Source organism: Isoptericola sp. b408 (assembly GCF_030588085.1).
Lineage (GTDB): Bacteria > Actinomycetota > Actinomycetes > Actinomycetales > Cellulomonadaceae > Isoptericola > Isoptericola sediminis.
This window is the reverse complement of record NZ_JAUQYQ010000001.1, coordinates 614,481-634,299: the sequence shown is the minus strand read 5'-3', so window position 1 is coordinate 634,299 and position 19,819 is coordinate 614,481. Positions and strand designations below refer to the sequence as shown.

Genomic DNA, 19,819 nt, shown 5'->3' with positions numbered 1-19,819 from the left:
GAGCGGCCCGGTCAGGACGGCACGGTCGCGTCCTGACCGGACGCCGCGAGGGAGTCGGCCACGAACCCGGTCCGCACCAGGTCGGCGACCGCGTCCCGCAGCCAGGACACGGCGTCCGGGGACCGGTCGCGCCCGGTGGCCACGGCCTGTCGGATCTCGGTGAACCGCGGCTCCAGCACCCGCACGTCGCCGCGCTCGGCGGCCCAGCGGGTCACGGGCTGGCGGATCCCGGCGGCGACGTCGAGACCCTCCGCCTCGAACACGGCCGTCCCCTCCGCGCCCCGGACGAGCTGGGCGTGCCGCAGGGTCCGCGTCAGGGACAGGTCGTACGCCGACCCCTCCTTGACCCCGATCCGCACCCCGGGGGCGTCGACGTCGGCGGCAGACCGCAGCGGCGAGGACGCGGGGACGGCGAAGACGCCCTCGATGAGGACGTACGGGTCGGTGAACGCCACGTGCTCGGCGCGCTGCGGCTCGGCCGCGAGGAACCCGACGTCGGCCTGGCCGTCCCGGACGGCGGCGAACGCGTCCCGGGCGGCGTCGACGCAGGACAGCTCGATGAACGTGCCGAGGTGGTCGGCCAGGGCACGGGCCAGGTCGACGGTGACGCCGGTGGGCGCCGACGCCGTGCCCTGGGCGAGCACCGGGTTGCCGAGGTTGATCACGGCGCGCAGCGCCCCCGTGGGGGCGAGCACGGCGGCCTCCGCGACGCGGCTCATGCCCGCGCGTGGATCAGGTCGTGGATGGGGATGATCTCGTCACGCCGCGGCCCGACCCCGACGGCGGAGATCCGGCAGCCCGACATCTTCTCGAGCGCCCGCACGTACGCCTGGGCGTTGGTCGGCAGCTCGTCGAAGGACCGGCACTGCGAGATGTCCTCCCACCAGCCGGGCAGCTCCTCGTAGATCGGCGTCGCGTGGTGGAACGCCGACTGGTCGTCCGGCATCTCGTCGTAGCGGGTGCCGTCGACGTCGTAGGCCACGCAGACCGGGATCTTCTCGATGCCGGTCAGCACGTCGAGCTTGGTCACGACGAGGTCGGTGAGTCCGTTGACGCGTGCCGCGTACCGGGCGATGACCGCGTCGTACCAGCCGCAGCGCCGGGCGCGTCCGGTCGTCACGCCGTACTCCCCGCCGGTCTTGAGCAGGTACTCGCCGTTCGCGTCGAACAGCTCGGTGGGGAACGGTCCCTCCCCCACGCGGGTGGTGTACGCCTTGATGACGCCGATGATCGAGTCGATCCGGGTCGGCCCGACGCCGGACCCCGTGACGGCGCCGCCGGCCGTCGCGTTCGACGACGTCACGAACGGGTAGGTGCCGTGGTCGACGTCGAGCATGGTCGCCTGGCCGCCCTCGAAGAGGACGTTGTGACCGGCGTCCAGGGCCTGGTTCAGCGCGAGCCCGGTGTCGGCGACCATCGGCCGCAGCCGTTCGGCGTGCCCGAGCAGCTCCTCGACGACCTCGTCGACGTCGACGGCGCGACGGTTGTAGACCTTCACCAGCAGGTGGTTCTTCTGGTCGAGCGCGCCCTCGACCTTCTCGCGCAGGATCTTCGGGTCGAACAGGTCGGCGACCCGGATGCCCACGCGGTTGATCTTGTCGGCGTAGGCCGGGCCGATGCCCCGCCCGGTGGTGCCGATGCGCCGCTTGCCGAGGAACCGCTCGGTGACCTTGTCCACCGTGCGGTGGTACGAGGCGATGACGTGCGCACCGGAGGACACCATCAGCTTGGAGGTGTCGACGCCGCGGGCCTCGAGCGCGTCCAGCTCCTCGAAGAGGACGTCGATGTCCACCACGACGCCGTTGGCGATGACCGGGGTGACACCGGGGGACAGGATGCCCGAGGGCAGGAGGTGCAGGGCGTACTTCTCGTCGCCGATCACCACCGTGTGCCCGGCGTTGTTGCCCCCGTTGAACTTGACCACGTAGTCGACGCGGTCACCGAGGAGGTCCGTCGCCTTCCCCTTGCCCTCATCGCCCCACTGGGCGCCGACGAGCACCACGGCTGGCATGGATCAACTCTCCTCGTTCGTCGATGAGACCCGGAGGATCCCGCCGGGCCTCGCCAGAGTTTACCCGGCCATGACCTGGTGTCCCAGACAGCGCGCCCTAGGCGGGTCGGGGACGCTGCGGCAGCTCGACCGACGCGCCACCCGTGGCCGTGTCGGACTGCTCGCAGTGGTGGTCGGTGTCGATCCGGAAGAGGTCGAGCGCGCCGCACACCTCGAGCACGAAGAGGTCGCGGTCGTCGGCGCCGCGCAGGACCGTGGCCCCGCCGCGCTTGCGGCCCGCGTCGGCGAGCGAGATGAGGAACGCCGCGCCGGTGGAGTCCATGAAGGTCACCCGGCACATGTCGATCACCAGCAGCTGGCGGCGGAGGCCGACGACGCGCGCCGCGATCTCGGGGAACTGGTCCCGTTCGGCGAGGTCGAGGTCGCCGGCGATCACGAGCGTCGTCGTCGTGGAGGACGTCGCGATCTCGATCATGTGCGCGAGCCTACCGTCGCACCCCGGAGTTCCGCGCCTCGGGACGGCGAGGGCCGCGTCCGCGTGGCAGGCCCGCGGGCCGCCCTGGGAGGATGACGCCATGAACCCTCTCACCGACAACCTGCTGTCCGGACCCGACCCGACGCTCCTGCCCGACGACCACGCGGCGGTGCGGGAGGCCCTGGAGACCGGTGAGGACCCCGCGGTCCTGGCGGCGGCGCACCCGGCGGCCAGCACGGCCTGGGCCGTCCTGGCCGAGCAGACCCTCGCGGGCGGCGACGACGTCACCCGCTCCGTGACGGCCTACGCCTACGCACGGACCGGCTACCACCGGGGCCTGGACGCCCTGCGCCGGGCGGGGTGGCGCGGCCAGGGACCGGTGCCGGTCGACCACACCCCGAACCAGGGGTTCCTGCGGGCCCTGCTGGCGCTGTCGGAGGCCGCCGCGCGGATCGGCGAGACGGACGAGGCGGAGCGCTGCGCGCAGCTCCTGACGGACTCCGGGGTCGCGGCCGCCGACGTCCGCGCGCTGCGCTGACCCCGTCCCGGCCCAGCCGCCCGGCGCGCCGACGCCGGGCCGGGCCGGGCCGGCTACGCGGGTCCTGACCCGCTGGTCAGGTCGGGGCGCAGCTTGGCCCAGACCAGCTTGCCCGACGCGCTGGGCCGCCATCCCCAGTCCGCCAGGCGTTCGACGATCTGCATGCCGAACCCGCCGAGCCGGTTCGGGTGCCCGTCCGTGGCGACCGGTGGCGCCGGGTTGGAGTCCTCGACCTCGATGCGCAGGCCGTCCCCCGTGTCGAACAGCCGGAGCGCGATGTTGCCCCAGCCGTGCAGCACGCCGTTGGCGACCAGCTCGCTCACGACGAGCTCGGCCGCCGCGGACTCCGCCAGCCCCCACGCCTGCGAGGTGCGCAGCACCGCGTGGCGGGCACGGCCGATGGCACCCGGTTCGCTCGGCAGCAGCCAGCGGCGCGAGCGCGGGCTCAGCGCCGTGACCCGCTGGTCGGCCTCCGGGTCGGGGACCCGCACCACGACGATCGCGACGTCGTCCTCGGGCGAGTCGGCCAGTCGGGACAGCAGCTCCTCCCCGACCCCCGCGGCGTCGCGGGCCGTGATGCGCCCGGACATCTCCGTCAGCGTCTCCAGCCCGCGCTTGAGGGACCGGTCGCGGCGCTCGATGAGCCCGTCGGTGTAGAAGACCAGCACGTCCCCGCGCCGCAGGACCTCGTGGCCGGTCTCGCGGGGCTCGTCGCCGAAGCCGACGAGCCTGCCGCCCGCGCCGTTCAGCAGGCGTGTGGTGCCGTCCCGCAGCAGCAGCGGCGGGAGGTGCCCGGCGCGGGTGTACTCCAGGCCCCAGCTGTCGTCCTCGGTCCGGTGCTGCAGCGCGGCGTAGACCATCGACGCCGGCCGCGGCACCCGCATCCCGGCCACGAGCTGGTCGACGCGGTCCAGCACGGTCCCCGGGGTCGTCAGCTCGTACGCGTAGGCGCGCACCACGGACCGCAGCTGACCCATCGCCGCGGCCGCCTCGACGTCGTGCCCGACGACGTCGCCGATCACCAGCCCGACCGTCCCGTCGGTGATCTGAAGGACGTCGTACCAGTCCCCGCCCACCTGCGCGTGCTCGGCGTTCGGCGCGTAGTAGGTCCAGACGTCCAGCCCGGTCACGTCCGCCTGCTCGGGCAGCATGGCGCGCTGCAGGGCCTCGGCGAGCCGGTGCTCGCGCGCGTACAGCCGCGCGTTGTCGATCGCGGTGCCGGCGCGGCGGGCCACGACCTCGACCACGGTGGACACGTGGTCCAGCCCCGGCGCGGGGCCCGGCTCCGGCACGGGTTCGTCCCCGTCCCAGGTGACGAGGAGACCGAGCACACGACGTCGGCCGGCCACCGCGTGCACGACGGCCTCCCGGGGCACCGCGCCCGTCTCGGCGACGACCCGGTGCATCAGGTCCCGCCGCAACCACCCCGCGGCCGAGGACGGGTCGAACCGGCCCTCGAGGCTCAGCCGCACCGGCCCGTCGACGGCGCCGTCGAGCAGCTGCTGCACGTCGTCCACCACGGGCTCGGAAACCTCGGACACGCCCCCCGTGAGGGCGGGTTCGAGCCGGTCGTGGGTCCGGTCCTCGGGGACGTAGCGCGTGTGACGCCGGCCGCGACCCGACGGCGGGGACGCGACGTCGACGCCGTCGGCGAAGAGCAGCCCGTCGTCGTTGACGTAGAACCCCGCCCAGGGCACCAGGGAACGCAGCAGGTCGGCGATGTCCCGCAGTGCGAACGGGTACTCCAGGTCGCCGAGGAGATCGGTGGTCTGCGCGATGAGGTCCAGGTCGGCGCGCTGCCGGCGTTCGACCTCCAGCGACGCCAGCTGCGCCGCCTGCTGGTCGACGTACTCGGAGACGTCGGTCGTGACGCCGATCCAGTACTCGGGGAGCCCGTGGTCGGTCGGCAGCGGGGTGACGTCGACCTGCAGCCACGTGGTGCCGCCGTCGCTGCGACGGGTGCTGACGATCCTCCGCATCGCGCGGCCGGCCTTGAGGTCCTCCTGGGCGGCGGTGCGCTGGGGGTCGTCCTCGACGAGCGCGAGCAGGGAGTTCGGGCCGAGGAGCGCCAGCTCCTCGATGCCGACGCCACCCAGCTCCTCGAACGCCCGGTTGACCCAGAGCACGGGCATGCCGAGGCTCCAGGCACCCGTGACGAAGGCCGGGACGGTCGTGACGGACAGCGCGGCCGCGAGCCGGGAGGCGGGAACGGGGAGAACGTCGGCGGACGAACCGGGCATTTGGTCCATTGCCCCCTCCCTTCTCAAGGTCTCGCGGCCAGGTTGGTGCATCGGGGGGCCATTCAACCGTAGATTGGTGTCCGCCGAGACGTGAGGTGAGCGAAAGCTCGAGGAAGGAGCACCGTGCAGGACGCATCCAATGCGGCGCACCCCCGGACGACGGGGACGGTGACAAGAACGCGGCGCCCCAGATCGGCGACCCCGCGAGCATCCATGTGATCGTGGGGAGCTCACGCGCTCGCGTGGTCCTCTCGGGCGAGATCGACGCCGACGTCAGCTCCGAGCTGGGCGAGGCCATCTCCGACGCGGAGGCCTCCGGGCTGCCGGTCGAGATCGACGCCCACCACGTGACCTTCATGGACTCCTCCGGCGTGGCCTTCCTGGCGCGCCTCGCCTCGCGCAGCCCGCACACGGTGCGCATCCTGCGCGCACCGCCGACGGTGCGCTTCCTGCTGGAGGTCACACGGATCGGCGAGCTGCTGGAGATCGTCGACGACGACCCCGGCGTCGACCTGGACATCACCTCGGCCCAGCACTGAGCCTGCACGCACCGACGCCCCGCCGCTCCGAGGAGCGGCGGGGCGTCGGTGCGTCAGCGGAGGCTGATCACATCTTGTGACCGGCCGAGCGCAGCCACTGGCAGGCCTCGACGATGCGGGCCGCCATGCCGGCCTCGGCCTTCTTGCCCCAGGCGCGCGGGTCGTAGGCCTTCTTGTTGCCGACCTCGCCGTCGATCTTCAGCACGCCGTCGTAGTTGGTGAACATGTGCTCGACGACGGGACGCGTGAACGCGTACTGGGTGTCGGTGTCGATGTTCATCTTGATGACGCCGTTGTCGACCGCCTCGGCGACCTCCTCGGCGGTGGAGCCCGACCCGCCGTGGAACACGAGGTCGAACGGGTTCTCCTTGCCGATCTCGTCACCGACGGCCTTCTGGATCTCCCCGAGGATCGCCGGGCGCAGCTTGACGGCACCGGGCTTGTAGACGCCGTGCACGTTGCCGAAGGTGAGCGCCGTCAGGTAGCGGCCCTTCTCACCGGCACCGAGCGCCTTGACCGTGGCCAGGCCGTCCGCCGGCGTCGTGTAGAGCTTCTCGTTGATCTCCGCGACGTGGCCGTCCTCCTCGCCGCCGACGACGCCGATCTCGACCTCGAGGAGCGTGCGAGCCGCCTGCGAGAGCTCGAGCAGCTCCTCGGCGATGACGAGGTTCTCCTCCAGCGGGATGTCCGACCCGTCGAACATGTGGGACTGGAAGGTCGGGTTCTTGCCGGCCTTGACCTGCTCGGCCTCGAGCGCGAGGAGCGGGCGCACCCAGGAGTCCAGGTTCTTCTTGACGCAGTGGTCGGTGTGGATCGCGATGTTGACCGGGTAGTTCTTCGCGACCTCGTGCGCGTAGGCGGCCAGCGCCAGCGACCCGGCGACGCGGTCCTTCACCGTCGAGCCCGAGCCGTACTCCGAACCACCCACGGAGACCTGGATGATGCCGTCCGACTCCGCCTCGGCGAAGCCCTGCAGGGCTGCGGTGATGGTCTGGGACGACGTGATGTTGACGGCGGGGTAGGCGAACTTGCCGGCCTTCGCCCGGTCGATCATCTCGGCGTAGACCTCGGGGGTTGCGATAGGCATCTGCGGTACTCCAATGAGGGGACGTACGAGGGACGACGCAGGCGGGCGACGTCCCACCGTCGCTGGTGGCCGGCGAGCACGCAGCCCACATGCATCCGGATTTTCTCACGTCCGACGCATCACCGTCACATGGCGTCGCACAGGATGAGACGGTCGCCCGGGTCATCGGTGGCGCGACGGGACGTCACGGGCGGTTCACAGATGCTGCGACGCCCAGGCGTGCAGGGCGATCGCCGCCGCGGCGCCGGCGTTCAACGACCGTGTCGACCCGTGCTGGGTGATGTGGACGACGACGTCGCACACCGCCTGCGCCTGCGGGGTCAGCCCGTCGGACTCCTGGCCGAGGAGCAGCACGCACCGCGGCGGCAGCTCGCGGCGCTCGAGCGCCACCGAGCCCGGCACGTTGTCCACGCCGACCACGGGCAGGCGTTCGCCGGCCGCCCACGCGGCGAAGGACTCGGCGTCCGGGTGGTGCTGGACGTGCAGGTAGCGGTCGGTGACCATCGCACCGCGCCGGTTCCACCGCCGCCGGCCCACGATGTGCACGCCGGCGACGTTGAAGGCGTTGGAGGTGCGCACCACGGAGCCGATGTTCAGGTCGTGCGCCCAGTTCTCGATCGCGACGTGCAGCTGCCGGTCCGCCGGACGACGTCGGTCCATGTCCGCCACGATCGCCTCGACCGACCAGTAGCGGTACGCGTCGACGACGTTGCGCCGGTCGCCGTGCTCGAGCAGCTCGGGGTCGTAGCGCGGGTCGTCGGGCCAGGGCCCGGCCCACGGACCGACGCCGACGACCCGGTCACTCATCGCCGTCCCGCGTGGACTCCCACCAGAACAGCGCGCCGACCACCGCGGCCCCCGCGAGGGCGAGCAGCAGGGGGCCGACGACGGCGCTCGCGTCGTCCGGGGCCAGCAGCCCGCCGTCGGCGTCCTGCCACGGCCACAGGGCCCGCAGCGAGCCGATCATGAGACCGGCGAGCACCGCCATCGTGCCCTGCCGCCGGTGCTCGAGCAGCCAGTGCAGCAGCTTCACGAACGAGGCCAGACCGACGGCGGCACCGACGACGAACGCGCCCAGGAAGGCCAGGTCACGGTCCTCCACGGCCTGCTGGACCGGGATGTACAGCCCGAGGATCACCAGCAGCGTCGACCCCGAGACGCCCGGCAGCACGAGCGCGTTGATCGCGACCGCCGCCGAACCGGCGACGTACCACAGCGAGGGGTCGACGACCTGCGACGGCGGCAGCCCGACGAAGAAGAACCCGACCACGGCAGCACCCAGCAGCAGCACGGCGTCCAGCGGCCGGAACCGGCGGGGCATCATGCTCAGCGGCACGAGCACCGACACCGCGATCATGCCGAAGAACACCGACCGCACCGGGACCGGGTTCTCCTCGAGCAGCGGGGCGATCGTGTTCAGCGAGGCGAGGAGCACCACCACCATGCCGCCCAGCACGGGGGCGAGGAAGCGCCAGTCCACCGCCCGCAGCGCCCGGCCGGCCGGGCGCAGCCCGTGCCCCTGCGCCACGCCCTGGACCAGCTCGCGGCCGGCGTGCACGACCTGGCTCGCCGCGGCCAGCAGCTGGTCGTACAGACCCGTGATGAGCGCGACGGTCCCGCCGGAGATGCCGGGGACGGACTCGGCCATGCCGACCAGCCCACCGCGGGCCGCCAGGCCCGGGGCGGAGCGCCAGCTCGTGCCGGACGCGGGGGCCGCGTGGCGGCGGACGGCACCGGTGTGGGTGGGAGGATCTGCGTGCTCGTCGGTCACGCTCGAAGCCTACGGGCTACCGTGTCTGCCATGACCGAGCGGAAGATCGAGTGCTGGCTGACCGACATGGACGGCGTCCTCGTGCACGAGGGCGAGGCCATCGACGGCGCGGCGGAGTTCATCGACGCCCTCCGGGAGAAGAAGCGCCGCTTCCTGGTGCTCACGAACAACTCGATCTTCACCCCGCGCGACCTGGCCGCCCGGCTCGCCACGTCGGGGGTCGAGGTGCCGGAGGAGTCCATCTGGACCTCGGCTCTCGCCACCGCCACGTTCCTCGCCGAGCAGGTGCCCGGCGGATCGGCGTACGTCATCGGCGAGGCGGGGCTGACCACCGCCCTGCACGAGGCGGGGTACACCCTCACCGACACCGAACCCGACTACGTCGTGCTCGGCGAGACCCGCACCTACTCGTTCGAGGCGATCACCAAGGCGGTCCGGCTCATCAAGGGGGGCGCGCGGTTCATCGCCACGAACCCGGACACCACCGGGCCGTCGCCCGAGGGGCCGCTGCCGGCCACCGGTTCCGTGGCGGCGATGATCACGGCCGCCACCGGCCGCTCGCCGTACTACGTGGGCAAGCCGAACCCGATGATGTTCCGCTCGGCCCTCAACCGCATCGAGGCCCACTCGGAGACGACGGCCATGATCGGCGACCGCATGGACACCGACATCGTGGCCGGGATCGAGGCCGGCCTGGAGACGTTCCTGGTGCTGACCGGGACGACCGTGGAGGACGAGGTCGACGAGCACCCGTTCCGCCCGTCCCACGTCGTGGAGTCCGTCGCGGACCTCGTCGACCGCGTCTGACCCGAGGGGCGCCCGCCCCGTCACTCCACCGCCGTCTCCGCTGTGGGCATGAAATCTACGGCCCATGACCGGTGCGGGGCGGCAGATTTCATACCCACAACGCGAGGGTCAGCCGTTCAGGCCGAGGTCCTCGAGGTCGAAGAGGTAGTGGTACGGCACCCCGAGCGCCTCGATCTTCTCCCCGGCCCCGGTGGCGCGGTCGACGATCGTGGCGCAGCCGAGCACCTCGGCACCGGCCCCGCGCAACGCCTCGATCGCGGTGATCGGCGAGCCGCCGGTCGTGGTGGTGTCCTCCAGCACGACCACCTTGCGCCCCGTGACGTCCGGCCCCTCGATCTGCCGCTGCATGCCGTGGGCCTTGGCCTCCTTGCGCACCACGAAGGCGTCGAGGTCCTGCCCGCGGGAGGCCGCGGCGTGCAGCAACGCGTCCGCGATGGGGTCCGCACCGAGGGTCAGTCCGCCGACGGCGTCGACCTCGGCGGTCCCGAGCCCGACCTCCTCGAGGTGGTCCAGCAGCACGTGCCCGACCAGCGGGGCCGCACGGTGGTGCAGCGTGATGCGACGCAGGTCGACGTAGTAGTCGGCCTCCTTGCCGGAGGAGAGCGTCACCTTCCCGTGCACCACGGCGAGGTCCTTGACGAGCTGCAGCAGCTGCTCGCGGGGGGTCGGGGAGAAGTCGGCGGAAGTCACGGGTACCAGGGTACGGGGGCGCGTCAGCGGTAGTGCCCGACGGCGCGCACCGCCCAGCGGGGCATCGCGCGCAGCAGCGCGGCGGCCGCCTTGTAGCGCACCGACGGCGTGGAGATGACGACGCCGCGCCGCACGTCCGCGAGCGCCTCGGCCGCCACGTCGGCGGCGTGCAGCCAGGCGCCGTCCGGCAGGACCTCCGTGCTCAGGCCGGCACGGTCGTGGAACTCCGTGCGGGTGAAGCCGGGGCAGAGCACGGTCGCGGTGACACCGGTCCCCTTCAGCTCGACGGCCAGCCCCTCGGTGAAGGTCCGCACGTAGGCCTTGGCGGCGGCGTAGCTGCCGCCCGCCGTCAGGGCCGCCACCGAGGCGACGTTGAGCACGGCACCCCGGCCGCGCGGGACCATCTGACCGACGGCGGCGTGGGACAGCACCATGACCGCCCGGACCATGACGTCGACGGCGTCGAGCTCGATGTCCAGGTCCCCGGCGACGAACCGCTGCGCGGGGGCGAAACCGGCGTTGTTGACCAGCAGGCCGACCGGACGGCGGTCGTCCTCCGGGTCCGCGCCGGTCACGGTGAGCCGCTCGGCGACCCGGGTGACGTCGTCGTGGCGCGCCAGGTCCGCCTGGATCACCTCGACGTGGACACCGGCCGCGGCCCGGATCTGTCCGGCGACGCGGTCGAGCCGCTCGCCGTCACGGGCGACGAGGACGAGGTCGTGGCGAGCGGTGGCGAGCTGCCAGGCGATCTCGAGTCCGAGACCGGCGGTCGCACCGGTGACGAGCGCAGTACCCATGACGGCACTCTATGTGTCCTAGGGTGCTCGCGTGCGCATCGCCACGTGGAACGTGAACTCCGTCCGCACGCGGCTGGACCGCGTGCTGGCCTTCCTGGAACGGTCCGGGACGGACGTGCTGGCCGTCCAGGAGACCAAGTGCCGGGACGACCAGTTCCCCCACCGGGCCTTCGAGGAGGCGGGGTACGAGGTGGCGCACACCGGCTACCACCAGTGGAACGGCGTGGCCGTGGTCTCCCGGGTGGGTGTCGAGGACGTGGCGACGTCGTTCCCGCACCAGCCCACGTTCGCCAAGCCCGACGAGGAACCGCGTCTCGAGGCCCGCGCCCTCGGGGCCACCTGCGGCGGCGTGCGGGTCTGGTCGCTGTACGTGCCGCACGGCCGCGCGCTGGACGACCCGCACTACGCCTACAAGCTGGCCTGGCTGGAAGGCCTGCGCACCGACGCCGAGCAGTGGCTGGCGGCGGACCCCGGGGCGCAGCTCGCCCTGCTCGGCGACTGGAACGTCATCCCCCGTGACACCGACGTCTGGGACGTCACGGCGTTCGAGGGCAGGACCCACGTGTCGGCCGCCGAGCGGGCGGCGTTCGAGGCCTTCGGACCTGCGGGGTACACGGAGGTGACGCGCGAGCACCTGCCCGCGCCGCACACGTACACCTACTGGGACTACCAGCAGCTCGCGTTCCCGCGGGACAAGGGGCTGCGCATCGACTTCGCGTACGCCTCGCCGGCGCTGCGCGACCGGGTCACCGGTGCGACGGTCGACCGGGACGAGCGACGCGGCAAGGGCGCCAGCGACCACGTGCCGGTGGTGCTCGACCTGGTCTGAGGCGCCGAGGTGACGGCCGGTCCGGATCGATGTCACGCCGGCCGCCGCGGCGTGTCGGGAGGGCCCCCTCCCTCGCCTCGCTAGGCTCGTGAATGTCTTCACAAGCCTGATGCGAGGAGTCGCCGTGGGTACGCAGATCGATGCCTCCGCCGCCGTGGGCGAGTACGTCGCCCGGGCCGACTGGCGGGTGCACGCCAACGCCAACCAGGGCTACTCCCTCGGTGGCCTCGTCCTGAACGTCGCGGGCAAGACGATCGCGAACTACTGGCTCGACGAGGTGTTCTCCCCCGAGCTGGCCGCCGCGCACCGGCAGGGCGACCTGCACGTCCACGACCTCGACGTGCTCGGCGGCTACTGCGCCGGGTGGTCGCTGCGCCAGCTGCTGTCCGAGGGGTTCGGCGGGGTCGCGGGGGCGGTCGCCTCCTGGCCGCCCCGGCACCTGAGCTCGGCGCTCGGGCAGATCGTCAACTTCTTCGGCACGCTGCAGAACGAGTGGGCGGGGGCCCAGGCCTTCAGCTCCTTCGACACCCTGCTGGCCCCGTACGTCCACGTCGACCGCCTCAGCCAGGCCGAGGTCACCCAGGCCCTGCAGGAGTTCGTCCACAACCTCAACGTGCCGTCCCGCTGGGGCACCCAGACGCCGTTCACCAACCTGACCTTCGACCTCACCTGCCCGCCCGACCTCGCCGACGAGCACCCCGTCGTCGGCGACGACGTCCTCGACGTCACCTACGGCGACCTGCAGGCCGAGTCCGACATGATCAACCGGGCGTTCGTGGCCGTCATGTCCGCCGGGGACGCCGCCGGCCGGGTGTTCACCTTCCCGATCCCGACGTACAACATCACGCCGGACTTCGACTGGGACTCCGAGATCTCCGAGGAGATCTTCGAGATGACCGCGCGGTACGGCACGCCGTACTTCCAGAACTTCATCAGCTCCGACCTGAACCCCGGCGACGTGCGCTCGATGTGCTGCCGCCTCCAGCTCGACCTGCGCGAGCTGCTCGCGCGCGGCAACGGGCTGTTCGGGTCCGGCGAGCAGACCGGCTCGCTCGGCGTGGTCACGATCAACTGCGCCCGGCTCGGGCACGTCCACGGCCCGGACCGCGAGGCGCTGTACGCGGCGCTGGACCGCCTCGTCGACCTCGCCGCCGACGGTCTCGAGGCACGCCGCGAGACGGTCCAGCGGCTCATGGACGGCGGGCTGTACCCCTGGACGCGGCGCTACCTCGGGACGCTCGACGCCCACTTCTCCACCATCGGCGTCAACGGGGTCAACGAGATGATCCGCAACGCCACCGCCGACACCGAGGACATCACCACGCCGGCCGGGCACGCCACGGCCCTCGAGCTGCTCGACCACCTGCGCACGCGCCTCGTCGAGATCCAGGAGCGCACCGGCCACCTGTACAACCTCGAGGCGACCCCTGCCGAGGGCACGACCTACCGGTTCGCCCGCGAGGACCGCGCCCGCTACCCGGGGATCCTGCAGGCGGGGACCCCGGAGCAGCCGTACTACACGAACTCCACCCAGCTCCCGGTCGGCTTCACCGACGACCCGTTCGAGGCACTCGCCCGCCAGGACGAGCTGCAGCGGCGCTACACGGGTGGCACGGTGCTGCACCTCTACCTGGGCGAGCAGATGTCCGGCGCCGAGTCGTGCCGGCTGCTCGTGCGCCGTGCCCTGGAGAACCACCGGCTGCCCTACCTCACGGTGACGCCGACGTTCTCGATCTGCGCCACGCACGGCTACCTCGCGGGCGACGTGCGGTCCTGCCCGACCTGCGGCGCCGGGACCGAGGTGTGGACCCGGGTGATGGGGTACTTCCGCCCCGTGGCGTCCTTCAACACCGGCAAGCAGGGCGAGTACGCCGAGCGCGTGCCGTTCCGGGAGCCCGCGGCCTCCCGGGAGCCCGCGGCGGTGACCGTCGATGTCGCCTGACGCGCCGGCCCGGGCACCGCTGCGCATCGCCGGCTTCGTGCCGTTCTCGACGGTCGACCGGCCCGGTCGTCTGGTCGCCACCGCGTTCACCCAGGGATGCCCGTGGCGGTGCACCTACTGCCACAACCCCTCCCTGATCGACCCCCGGCGGCGGCCCGGTGCGACCTGGTCGGAGGTCCTCGAGCTGCTGCGCAAGCGCCGCAGCCTCCTGGACGGCCTGGTGATCTCCGGCGGTGAACCCACCCTCCAGCCCGGCCTGGCGGACGCCTGCCGCGACGTCCGCGACCTCGGGCTCGAGGTCGGCGTGCACTCCGGCGGCCCCTGGCCGACCCGGCTCGCCCGCGTGCTGCCCCTGGTGGACTGGGTCGGCCTGGACATCAAGGCGGTGCCGGACCGGTACGAGCTCGTCACCGGAGCGGCACCGTCCGGGCGGGCGGCGTGGGAGTCGGCCCGGCTCGTGGTCGAGTCCGGGGTCGACCACGAGATCCGCACCACCGTCGACCCCACCGTGCACACCCGCGAGGACGTCCTGGCGATCGGCGCGCGCCTCACCGCGCTCGGCGTCCGCCGGTGGGTGCTGCAGGAGGCGCGACCGGACGGCGCACGGGCCGGGTGGGTGCGCCGCCTGGACCGCCGACGGCTGTCCGACGTGCTGCGCGAGGACGACCTGCCGGGCGTCGAGCGCCGCGTGGGGGTCTGAACCGCCCGGACCCGGAAGGAGCGCCCGGCTCGGTAGGTTGGCTCCCATGACCGAGCGCCCCGAGGACGACCTCTCCTTCGCCTCGCCCGGCCCGGAGGCGTCCGGCCCCGCCCCGGACGGGACGCGGGGTCCGGCCCGTCCCTCCCCCGGCCCGGCACCGACGGGCGCATCGGACCGCCGGCCGGTGGACCCCGGGGCCCGCTGGGGCGCCCCCGGACCCACGCCGGCCGAGCGCGCCGCGGCGCGGCGCCGGGCCCGGATCTGGGTGCTGTCGGTCCTCGCCCTGATCCTGCTCGTGGTCGGCGGCGCCGTGGGGGCCTCCTACCTGACGACGAGCACGCGCGAGGAGGCGTGGGAACCCGTCGCGGCCGACGTCACCGCGCCGCAGACCGTCAACGCCGTGCAGCTCGTCCTCGGCTCGTGCCTCGCCGAGGCCCCGACCGACGGCGCCGTGGGACGCGTCGAGGTGGTGCCGTGCGGCGAGCCGCACGCGGCCGAGGTGGTCGGGCGCACCGACGCGTCGGCGGACGCCGTCTGGCCCGGCGCGGACGAGGCCGCGGCCCGCACCGCGCGGGGCTGCACCCCGGACCTCCTGGGCCCGCAGGCGCGCGCGGACGACTCCACACGGGTCGAGCTGGTGGTCTGGGCGCCGAGCGAGGAGTCCTGGGCCGCCGGGGACCGCACGGGGCTGTGCGTGGCCGTCGTGGACGGCACGCGGACCGGCTCGCTCCTGGACTGAGCGGCCGGGAACGTCATCGGATCGGTGCCCGATCTTCACCTCCCCGGCACCCCGGATGGGTCGATCGCCCGATCCCGGCCCTCGGTCGACGGCCGTTTCCGACGGTTCCGGCGTGCCGTGTCCGTCATGTCGGACAGCGTCCCGCCGCCGGATCCCTTCACACCGCCTCCACCATCGGCGCAGGAGGTGACCGTTATCTGACCGTGACCTCCGACCGTTTCGGGGCTAGCGTCCTGTCGTCGCCCGGAGACCGGGCGGCGACCGGCCCGGTGCCCAGTGCTGCCGACGGGACGGCCCACCGGAGCACCGACGGCAGCAGCGGGAGACCCAGGTTCTTCGGGTGACGTCAGCGCCACCCTCGGGGTGAAGCCGTCCATCGGCGGCAGGCCACCACTTCTCGGCCTAACCCGACAGCTCATCTCGCCGGCTGGAGGAGTACCCCATGTCCACACCCTCGCTGGATGCTGCGCGCCCGCAGGGTGCCGTGCGCACCCCCAGGAAACGCCACGCCGCCGTCGCCATGACGCTCACGGCGGCCCTCGCCGGCGGCACGCTGGTCGCCGGCGCCGGATCGGCCGCCGCCGACGACGCGCTCACGACCACCACGGACGAGACCGTCGCCGGCGATACCACCTCGGCCGGCACGACCACCACGGACGCGACCGACACGTCGGTCTCCGACGGCACCGCGACCCCGACGCCGGAACCCGTCGTCGAGGACACCGCGTCGCCCGAGCCGACGACCACCACGGACGGGACGACCACGACCCCGACCGAGGAACCGGCCGCCGAGGACACCGGCACCGCCACCGAGGAGCCCGTCGTCGTGAGCACGACGCCCGACGTCTCGGTGTCGAAGTCCCGCAGCACCGGCCGCAAGGGACAGGGCCACACCCGCCCCCGCTACACGGTCCGCGCGACCGCGGACGGCGAGGCGTTCGCCGGCCGGGTCCGGCTCTACGTCCAGGGCACCAAGGTCGCGGTCAAGAGCCTCGACGGGGACGGCACGATCCACTTCCGCCCCGGGTTCTCCCACTACGACGTCGGCCGCAACGGCATCCGCGTCGTCGTCGCGCCGGCCGCCTCCACCGGGTTGGAGCAGGTGACGAAGCACCGCAGGGTGTGGATCAAGCCCAAGGCGACGACCAACATGTACGTCTCCAAGAGCCGTCACACGGCCACGAAGGGCAAGTGGCACACCCGCCCGAAGTACACGGTGAAGCTGCGCAAGTGGGGCGAGCCCGTCCAGGGCCGCGTGCGCCTGTTCATCTCCGGCGACAAGGTCGCCGTGAAGAAGACCAACAAGTACGGGGTCGTCCGGTTCCGGCCGGGGCTCGGCAAGTACGACCTGGGCAAGAACAGGATCCGCGTCGTCGGGGTGCCGGCCCGGGCCGAGGGACTCAAGAAGTCGACCAAGTACCGGAAGGTCCACGTCAAGCCGAAGATGACCCGCGGCCAGAAGGTCGTCCGGGTCGCCCACAACTACATCGGGCACCGGTACTCGTGGGGCGGCACGTCGCCCGCCACCGGGTTCGACTGCTCGGGGTTCACGTCCTACGTGTACAAGAAGGCGATCGGCAAGACCCTGCCGCGCTCGTCGTCGGCCCAGGCCTCTCTCGGCACGCGCGTCTCGCGCAGCAACGCCCGGCAGGGCGACCTGGTCTACTCGCCGGGGCACATCGGGATCTACGCCGGCAACGGCCGGATCATCGAGTCGGCCCGTCCGGGCGTCGGCGTGGTGAAGCGCCAGATCTGGCAGAGCAGCCCGCGGTTCATCCGCATCTGACCGGCACCGGTCCGGGCGCCGCGAGCGCCCGACGGCCCCGCCTTCCGCACGGAGGGCGGGGCCGTCGTCGTCCCGGCGACGATCAGGCCAGCGAGAGCCCCTCGGCACCCTCGACCCGGTCGACGACGACGGTGTCCCCGTCGGCCGTCTCGCCGGACAGCAGCCGGCGGGCCAGCCGGTCGCCGATCTCGCGCTGGACGAGCCGCCGCAGCGGGCGGGCGCCGTAGGCGGGGTCGTACCCCTCGACCGCCAGCCACCGGCGAGCGGACGGCGTCACGTCGAGCGTGATGCGCCGGTCGGCCAGCCGCTGGGCGAGCGCCGCGACCTGCAGCTCGACGATCCGTCCCAGCTCGTCGAGGGACAGCGCGTCGAAGAGGACCACGTCGTCCAGCCGGTTGAGGAACTCGGGCTTGAAGGCCGTGCGCACCGCCGTCATGACGCTCTCGCGCTTGGCCTCCTGGTCCATCACCGGGTCGACGAGGAACTGCGAGCCGAGGTTCGAGGTCAGCACCAGGATGGTGTTGCGGAAGTCGACGGTGCGGCCCTGGCCGTCGGTGAGGCGACCGTCGTCGAGCACCTGCAGCAGGATGTCGAAGACCTCGGGGTGGGCCTTCTCCACCTCGTCGAGCAGCACCACGGAGTAGGGCCGACGGCGCACGGCCTCGGTGAGCTGCCCGCCCTCCTCGTAGCCGACGTACCCGGGGGGTGCGCCGACCAGCCGCGCCACCGAGTGCTTCTCGGAGTACTCGGACATGTCGATGCGCACCATGGCGCGCTCGTCGTCGAAGAGGAACTCGGCCAGGGACTTGGCGAGCTCGGTCTTGCCGACACCGGTCGGCCCGAGGAACAGGAAGGACCCCGTGGGCCGGTCGGGGTCCGCCACCCCGGCCCGCGAGCGCCGCACGGCGTCGGACACGGAGCGCACCGCCGCCTGCTGCCCGATGAGCCGCTCGCCGAGCACGTCCTCCATGTGCAGGAGCTTCTCGGTCTCCCCCTGGAGCATGCGGCCGGCGGGGATGCCGGTCCAGGCCGAGACGACCTCGGCGACCTCGTCCGCCCCGACCTTGTCGGCGATCATCGGCGTCTCGTGCGCCGCCTCCTCGGCCGCCTCCTCGGAGGCCTCGGCCTGCTCGGCCTCGACGAGCTCGCGCTCGACCTGCGGGATCTCCCCGTAGAGCAGGCGCGCGGCGGACTCGAGGTCGCCCTGGCGCTGCAGGCGGTCGGCCTCGGTGCGCAGCTCGTCGATGCGGGCGCGCAGGTCGCCCACCCGGTTGTGGCCGGCCTTCTCGGCCTCCCAGCGCGCGGTGAGGGCGGCGAGCTCCTCGCGGCGGTCGGCCAGGTCGGCGCGCAGCTTCTCCAGCCGGTCCCGGGAGGCCGTGTCGTCGGAGTCCTTGAGGACGACCTCCTCCATCTCCAGCCGGGTGACGGCGCGCTGCAGCTCGTCGATCTCCACCGGGGAGGAGTCCATCTCCATGCGCAGCCGGGAGGCGGCCTCGTCGACCAGGTCGATCGCCTTGTCCGGGAGCTGGCGCCCGGAGATGTACCGGTCGGACAGCGCCGCGGCGGCGACCAGCGCGGAGTCGGCGATGGTGACCTTGTGGTGGGCCTCGTAGCGCTCCTTGAGGCCGCGCAGGATCGCCACCGTGTCCTCCACGGAGGGCTCGCCGACGAACACCTGCTGGAACCGCCGCTCCAGGGCGGGGTCCTTCTCGATGTTCTCGCGGTACTCGTCGAGCGTGGTGGCGCCGACCATGCGCAGCTCGCCGCGGGCGAGCATCGGCTTGAGCATGTTGCCGGCGTCCATGGCGCCCTCGCCGCCGGCGCCCGCGCCGACCACGGTGTGCAGCTCGTCGATGAAGGTGATGACCTCGCCGTCGGAGGCGGTGATCTCCTCCAGGACGGCCTTGAGCCGCTCCTCGAACTCGCCGCGGTACTTGGCCCCGGCGACCATGCCGGCCAGGTCGAGGGCGACGAGCCGCTTGCCCTGCAGGGAGGTGGGCACGTCCCCGGCGACCACGCGCTGGGCCAGCCCCTCGACGACGGCCGTCTTGCCGACACCGGGCTCGCCGATGAGCACGGGGTTGTTCTTGGTGCGGCGGGACAGCACCTGCACGACCCGGCGGATCTCGGCGTCCCGGCCGATGACCGGGTCGAGCCGGCCGTCCCGGGCCTGCTGGGTCAGGTCGGTGCCGTACTGCTCCAGGGCCTTGTAGGTGCCCTCGGGGTTGGGGCTGGTGACCTTCCCGGAGCCGCGGACGGCGGGCAGGGCAGCTCGCAGCGCGTCCGCGGTGGCGCCGGCGTCGGTGAGGGCCTGGGCGGCGGCCGAGCGGCCGGCGGCGACCGCGATGAGCAGGTGCTCGGTGGAGACGTACTCGTCGCCGAGCGCCTCGGCCTCCTGGGCCGCGGTGCTCAGCACGGTCTGCATGGCGCGGGACGGCGAGGGCTGGGCCACGCCCTCACCGCTGGCGGTGGGCAGCGCGACGAGGGCCGCGCGGGTCTTCTGCCCGATCTGCTGGGGGTTGGCACCGACCGCCTCGAGCAGACCGACCGCCACCCCGCCGGTCTGCTGGAGCAGCGCCGACAGGAGGTGGGCCGGCCCGAGCTGCGGGTTGCCGGCCGCCGATGCCGACTGCACGGCGTCGCCGATCGCCTGCTGCGACATCGTCGTGAACTTGGTGTCCATGGATCCTCCGGGTCCGGGGTCGTGATGACTGCTGAGGTCAACCTCCGCAGAGTTGAGTCTATTCCGCTCAACTTTGCGTCGCCACGCGAGGGTCGGCGCTGATGGGACGTCGCCCGGCACCGCGGGTGAATCCTGCCGGGCGACCCGGGGCCGGGGTGCCGGTCCCCGCCCGGTCGGCGATGCTG

General features: G+C 72.9%; 18 protein-coding genes and 1 riboswitch. Of the genes, 8 read left to right on the top strand and 10 right to left on the bottom strand.

What is annotated here, in order from left to right; genetic code table 11:
* Nucleotides 1-11: 11 nt before the first annotated feature.
* The 3 genes from Q6347_RS02870 to Q6347_RS02860 form a co-directional block, all read right to left on the bottom strand.
* Complete coding sequence (locus tag Q6347_RS02870; protein ID WP_304606631.1) at nt 12-719, bottom strand: transporter substrate-binding domain-containing protein; 708 nt, start codon at nt 717-719, stop codon at nt 12-14.
* Nucleotides 716-2,011 (bottom strand): adenylosuccinate synthase, encoded by a 1,296-nt coding sequence (locus tag Q6347_RS02865; protein ID WP_304602739.1) that lies wholly within the window; start codon nt 2,009-2,011, stop codon nt 716-718. Before Q6347_RS02865 ends, Q6347_RS02870 begins: the two co-directional genes overlap by 4 nt.
* A gap of 97 nt (nt 2,012-2,108) precedes the next feature.
* Complete coding sequence (locus Q6347_RS02860) at nt 2,109-2,486, bottom strand: STAS domain-containing protein (RefSeq protein ID WP_304606630.1); 378 nt, start codon at nt 2,484-2,486, stop codon at nt 2,109-2,111.
* Nucleotides 2,487-2,586: 100 nt separating this feature from the next.
* Here Q6347_RS02860 and Q6347_RS02855 point away from each other — a divergent pair, with 100 nt between their 5' ends.
* On the top strand, nt 2,587-3,024 hold the full coding sequence (locus tag Q6347_RS02855; RefSeq protein ID WP_304602741.1) for a DUF3151 domain-containing protein: 438 nt from the start codon (nt 2,587-2,589) through the stop codon (nt 3,022-3,024).
* 53 nt (nt 3,025-3,077) lie between these two features.
* Here the strand turns inward: Q6347_RS02855 and Q6347_RS02850 are convergent, their stop codons facing one another.
* The gene (locus Q6347_RS02850; RefSeq protein WP_304602742.1) at nt 3,078-5,273 is read right to left on the bottom strand and encodes a SpoIIE family protein phosphatase; all 2,196 of its coding nucleotides are present in this window, start codon (nt 5,271-5,273) and stop codon (nt 3,078-3,080) included.
* Between the two features lie 212 nt (nt 5,274-5,485).
* Here Q6347_RS02850 and Q6347_RS02845 point away from each other — a divergent pair, with 212 nt between their 5' ends.
* The gene (locus Q6347_RS02845; RefSeq protein WP_304606629.1) at nt 5,486-5,803 is read left to right on the top strand and encodes an STAS domain-containing protein; all 318 of its coding nucleotides are present in this window, start codon (nt 5,486-5,488) and stop codon (nt 5,801-5,803) included.
* A gap of 67 nt (nt 5,804-5,870) precedes the next feature.
* Here the strand turns inward: Q6347_RS02845 and fbaA are convergent, their stop codons facing one another.
* The 3 genes from fbaA to Q6347_RS02830 all read right to left on the bottom strand — a co-directional run bounded on the left by fbaA (nt 5,871) and on the right by Q6347_RS02830 (nt 8,661).
* The gene (gene fbaA, locus Q6347_RS02840; protein ID WP_171246908.1) at nt 5,871-6,890 is read right to left on the bottom strand and encodes a class II fructose-bisphosphate aldolase; all 1,020 of its coding nucleotides are present in this window, start codon (nt 6,888-6,890) and stop codon (nt 5,871-5,873) included.
* A 195-nt stretch (nt 6,891-7,085) separates the two neighbouring features.
* Nucleotides 7,086-7,697: a TrmH family RNA methyltransferase gene (locus tag Q6347_RS02835; protein WP_304602744.1), complete on the bottom strand. Its 612-nt coding sequence runs from the start codon at nt 7,695-7,697 to the stop codon at nt 7,086-7,088.
* Complete coding sequence (locus tag Q6347_RS02830) at nt 7,690-8,661, bottom strand: DUF368 domain-containing protein (protein ID WP_304606628.1); 972 nt, start codon at nt 8,659-8,661, stop codon at nt 7,690-7,692. Before Q6347_RS02830 ends, Q6347_RS02835 begins: the two co-directional genes overlap by 8 nt.
* A gap of 30 nt (nt 8,662-8,691) precedes the next feature.
* Here Q6347_RS02830 and Q6347_RS02825 point away from each other — a divergent pair, with 30 nt between their 5' ends.
* Entirely contained in the window at nt 8,692-9,468 is a 777-nt protein-coding gene (locus Q6347_RS02825; RefSeq protein ID WP_304602746.1) for an HAD-IIA family hydrolase, read from the top strand.
* A 108-nt stretch (nt 9,469-9,576) separates the two neighbouring features.
* Here the strand turns inward: Q6347_RS02825 and pyrE are convergent, their stop codons facing one another.
* Nucleotides 9,577-10,158, bottom strand: coding sequence for an orotate phosphoribosyltransferase (gene pyrE, locus Q6347_RS02820; RefSeq protein ID WP_171246912.1), 582 nt, complete (start codon nt 10,156-10,158; stop codon nt 9,577-9,579).
* A gap of 23 nt (nt 10,159-10,181) precedes the next feature.
* Nucleotides 10,182-10,955 carry an SDR family oxidoreductase gene (locus tag Q6347_RS02815; protein ID WP_171246913.1) on the bottom strand — a complete coding sequence of 258 codons (774 nt, stop codon included), beginning with the start codon at nt 10,953-10,955 and terminating at the stop codon, nt 10,182-10,184.
* A 31-nt stretch (nt 10,956-10,986) separates the two neighbouring features.
* Between Q6347_RS02815 and Q6347_RS02810 the strand changes: the two genes are divergently transcribed.
* The 5 genes from Q6347_RS02810 to Q6347_RS02790 all read left to right on the top strand — a co-directional run bounded on the left by Q6347_RS02810 (nt 10,987) and on the right by Q6347_RS02790 (nt 16,951).
* The gene (locus Q6347_RS02810; protein ID WP_304606627.1) at nt 10,987-11,784 is read left to right on the top strand and encodes an exodeoxyribonuclease III; all 798 of its coding nucleotides are present in this window, start codon (nt 10,987-10,989) and stop codon (nt 11,782-11,784) included.
* A gap of 109 nt (nt 11,785-11,893) precedes the next feature.
* The gene (locus Q6347_RS02805; RefSeq protein ID WP_369810794.1) at nt 11,894-13,726 is read left to right on the top strand and encodes a ribonucleoside triphosphate reductase; all 1,833 of its coding nucleotides are present in this window, start codon (nt 11,894-11,896) and stop codon (nt 13,724-13,726) included.
* Complete coding sequence (locus Q6347_RS02800) at nt 13,716-14,426, top strand: anaerobic ribonucleoside-triphosphate reductase activating protein (protein WP_171246916.1); 711 nt, start codon at nt 13,716-13,718, stop codon at nt 14,424-14,426. The genes Q6347_RS02805 and Q6347_RS02800 overlap by 11 nt, the downstream gene beginning before the upstream one ends.
* Before the next feature lie 46 nt (nt 14,427-14,472).
* On the top strand, nt 14,473-15,165 hold the full coding sequence (locus tag Q6347_RS02795) for a septum formation family protein (RefSeq protein ID WP_304606626.1): 693 nt from the start codon (nt 14,473-14,475) through the stop codon (nt 15,163-15,165).
* A 294-nt stretch (nt 15,166-15,459) separates the two neighbouring features.
* A riboswitch (cyclic di-AMP (ydaO/yuaA leader) is annotated at nt 15,460-15,603 on the top strand.
* Between the two features lie 4 nt (nt 15,604-15,607).
* On the top strand, nt 15,608-16,951 hold the full coding sequence (locus Q6347_RS02790) for a C40 family peptidase (protein WP_304606625.1): 1,344 nt from the start codon (nt 15,608-15,610) through the stop codon (nt 16,949-16,951).
* Nucleotides 16,952-17,033: 82 nt separating this feature from the next.
* On the opposite strand, the gene clpB is transcribed toward Q6347_RS02790, so the two are convergent.
* The gene (gene clpB, locus Q6347_RS02785) at nt 17,034-19,634 is read right to left on the bottom strand and encodes an ATP-dependent chaperone ClpB (RefSeq protein ID WP_304606624.1); all 2,601 of its coding nucleotides are present in this window, start codon (nt 19,632-19,634) and stop codon (nt 17,034-17,036) included.
* Between the last annotated feature and the right edge of the window lie 185 nt (nt 19,635-19,819).

What these genes read in the sequence shown, in the direction of transcription:
- Q6347_RS02870 (WP_304606631.1), bottom strand. Translation starts at nt 719, where the DNA reads ATGAGCCGCGTCGCGGAGGCCGCCGTGCTCGCCCCCACGGGGGCGCTG.
- Q6347_RS02865 (WP_304602739.1), bottom strand. Translation starts at nt 2,011, where the DNA reads ATGCCAGCCGTGGTGCTCGTCGGCGCCCAGTGGGGCGATGAGGGCAAG.
- Q6347_RS02860 (WP_304606630.1), bottom strand. Translation starts at nt 2,486, where the DNA reads ATGATCGAGATCGCGACGTCCTCCACGACGACGACGCTCGTGATCGCC.
- Q6347_RS02855 (WP_304602741.1), top strand. Translation starts at nt 2,587, where the DNA reads ATGAACCCTCTCACCGACAACCTGCTGTCCGGACCCGACCCGACGCTC.
- Q6347_RS02850 (WP_304602742.1), bottom strand. Translation starts at nt 5,273, where the DNA reads ATGGACCAAATGCCCGGTTCGTCCGCCGACGTTCTCCCCGTTCCCGCC.
- fbaA (WP_171246908.1), bottom strand. Translation starts at nt 6,890, where the DNA reads ATGCCTATCGCAACCCCCGAGGTCTACGCCGAGATGATCGACCGGGCG.
- Q6347_RS02835 (WP_304602744.1), bottom strand. Translation starts at nt 7,697, where the DNA reads ATGAGTGACCGGGTCGTCGGCGTCGGTCCGTGGGCCGGGCCCTGGCCC.
- Q6347_RS02825 (WP_304602746.1), top strand. Translation starts at nt 8,692, where the DNA reads ATGACCGAGCGGAAGATCGAGTGCTGGCTGACCGACATGGACGGCGTC.
- Q6347_RS02815 (WP_171246913.1), bottom strand. Translation starts at nt 10,955, where the DNA reads ATGGGTACTGCGCTCGTCACCGGTGCGACCGCCGGTCTCGGACTCGAG.
- Q6347_RS02805 (WP_369810794.1), top strand. Translation starts at nt 11,894, where the DNA reads ATGCGAGGAGTCGCCGTGGGTACGCAGATCGATGCCTCCGCCGCCGTG.
- Q6347_RS02800 (WP_171246916.1), top strand. Translation starts at nt 13,716, where the DNA reads ATGTCGCCTGACGCGCCGGCCCGGGCACCGCTGCGCATCGCCGGCTTC.
- Q6347_RS02795 (WP_304606626.1), top strand. Translation starts at nt 14,473, where the DNA reads ATGACCGAGCGCCCCGAGGACGACCTCTCCTTCGCCTCGCCCGGCCCG.
- Q6347_RS02790 (WP_304606625.1), top strand. Translation starts at nt 15,608, where the DNA reads ATGTCCACACCCTCGCTGGATGCTGCGCGCCCGCAGGGTGCCGTGCGC.
- clpB (WP_304606624.1), bottom strand. Translation starts at nt 19,634, where the DNA reads ATGGACACCAAGTTCACGACGATGTCGCAGCAGGCGATCGGCGACGCC.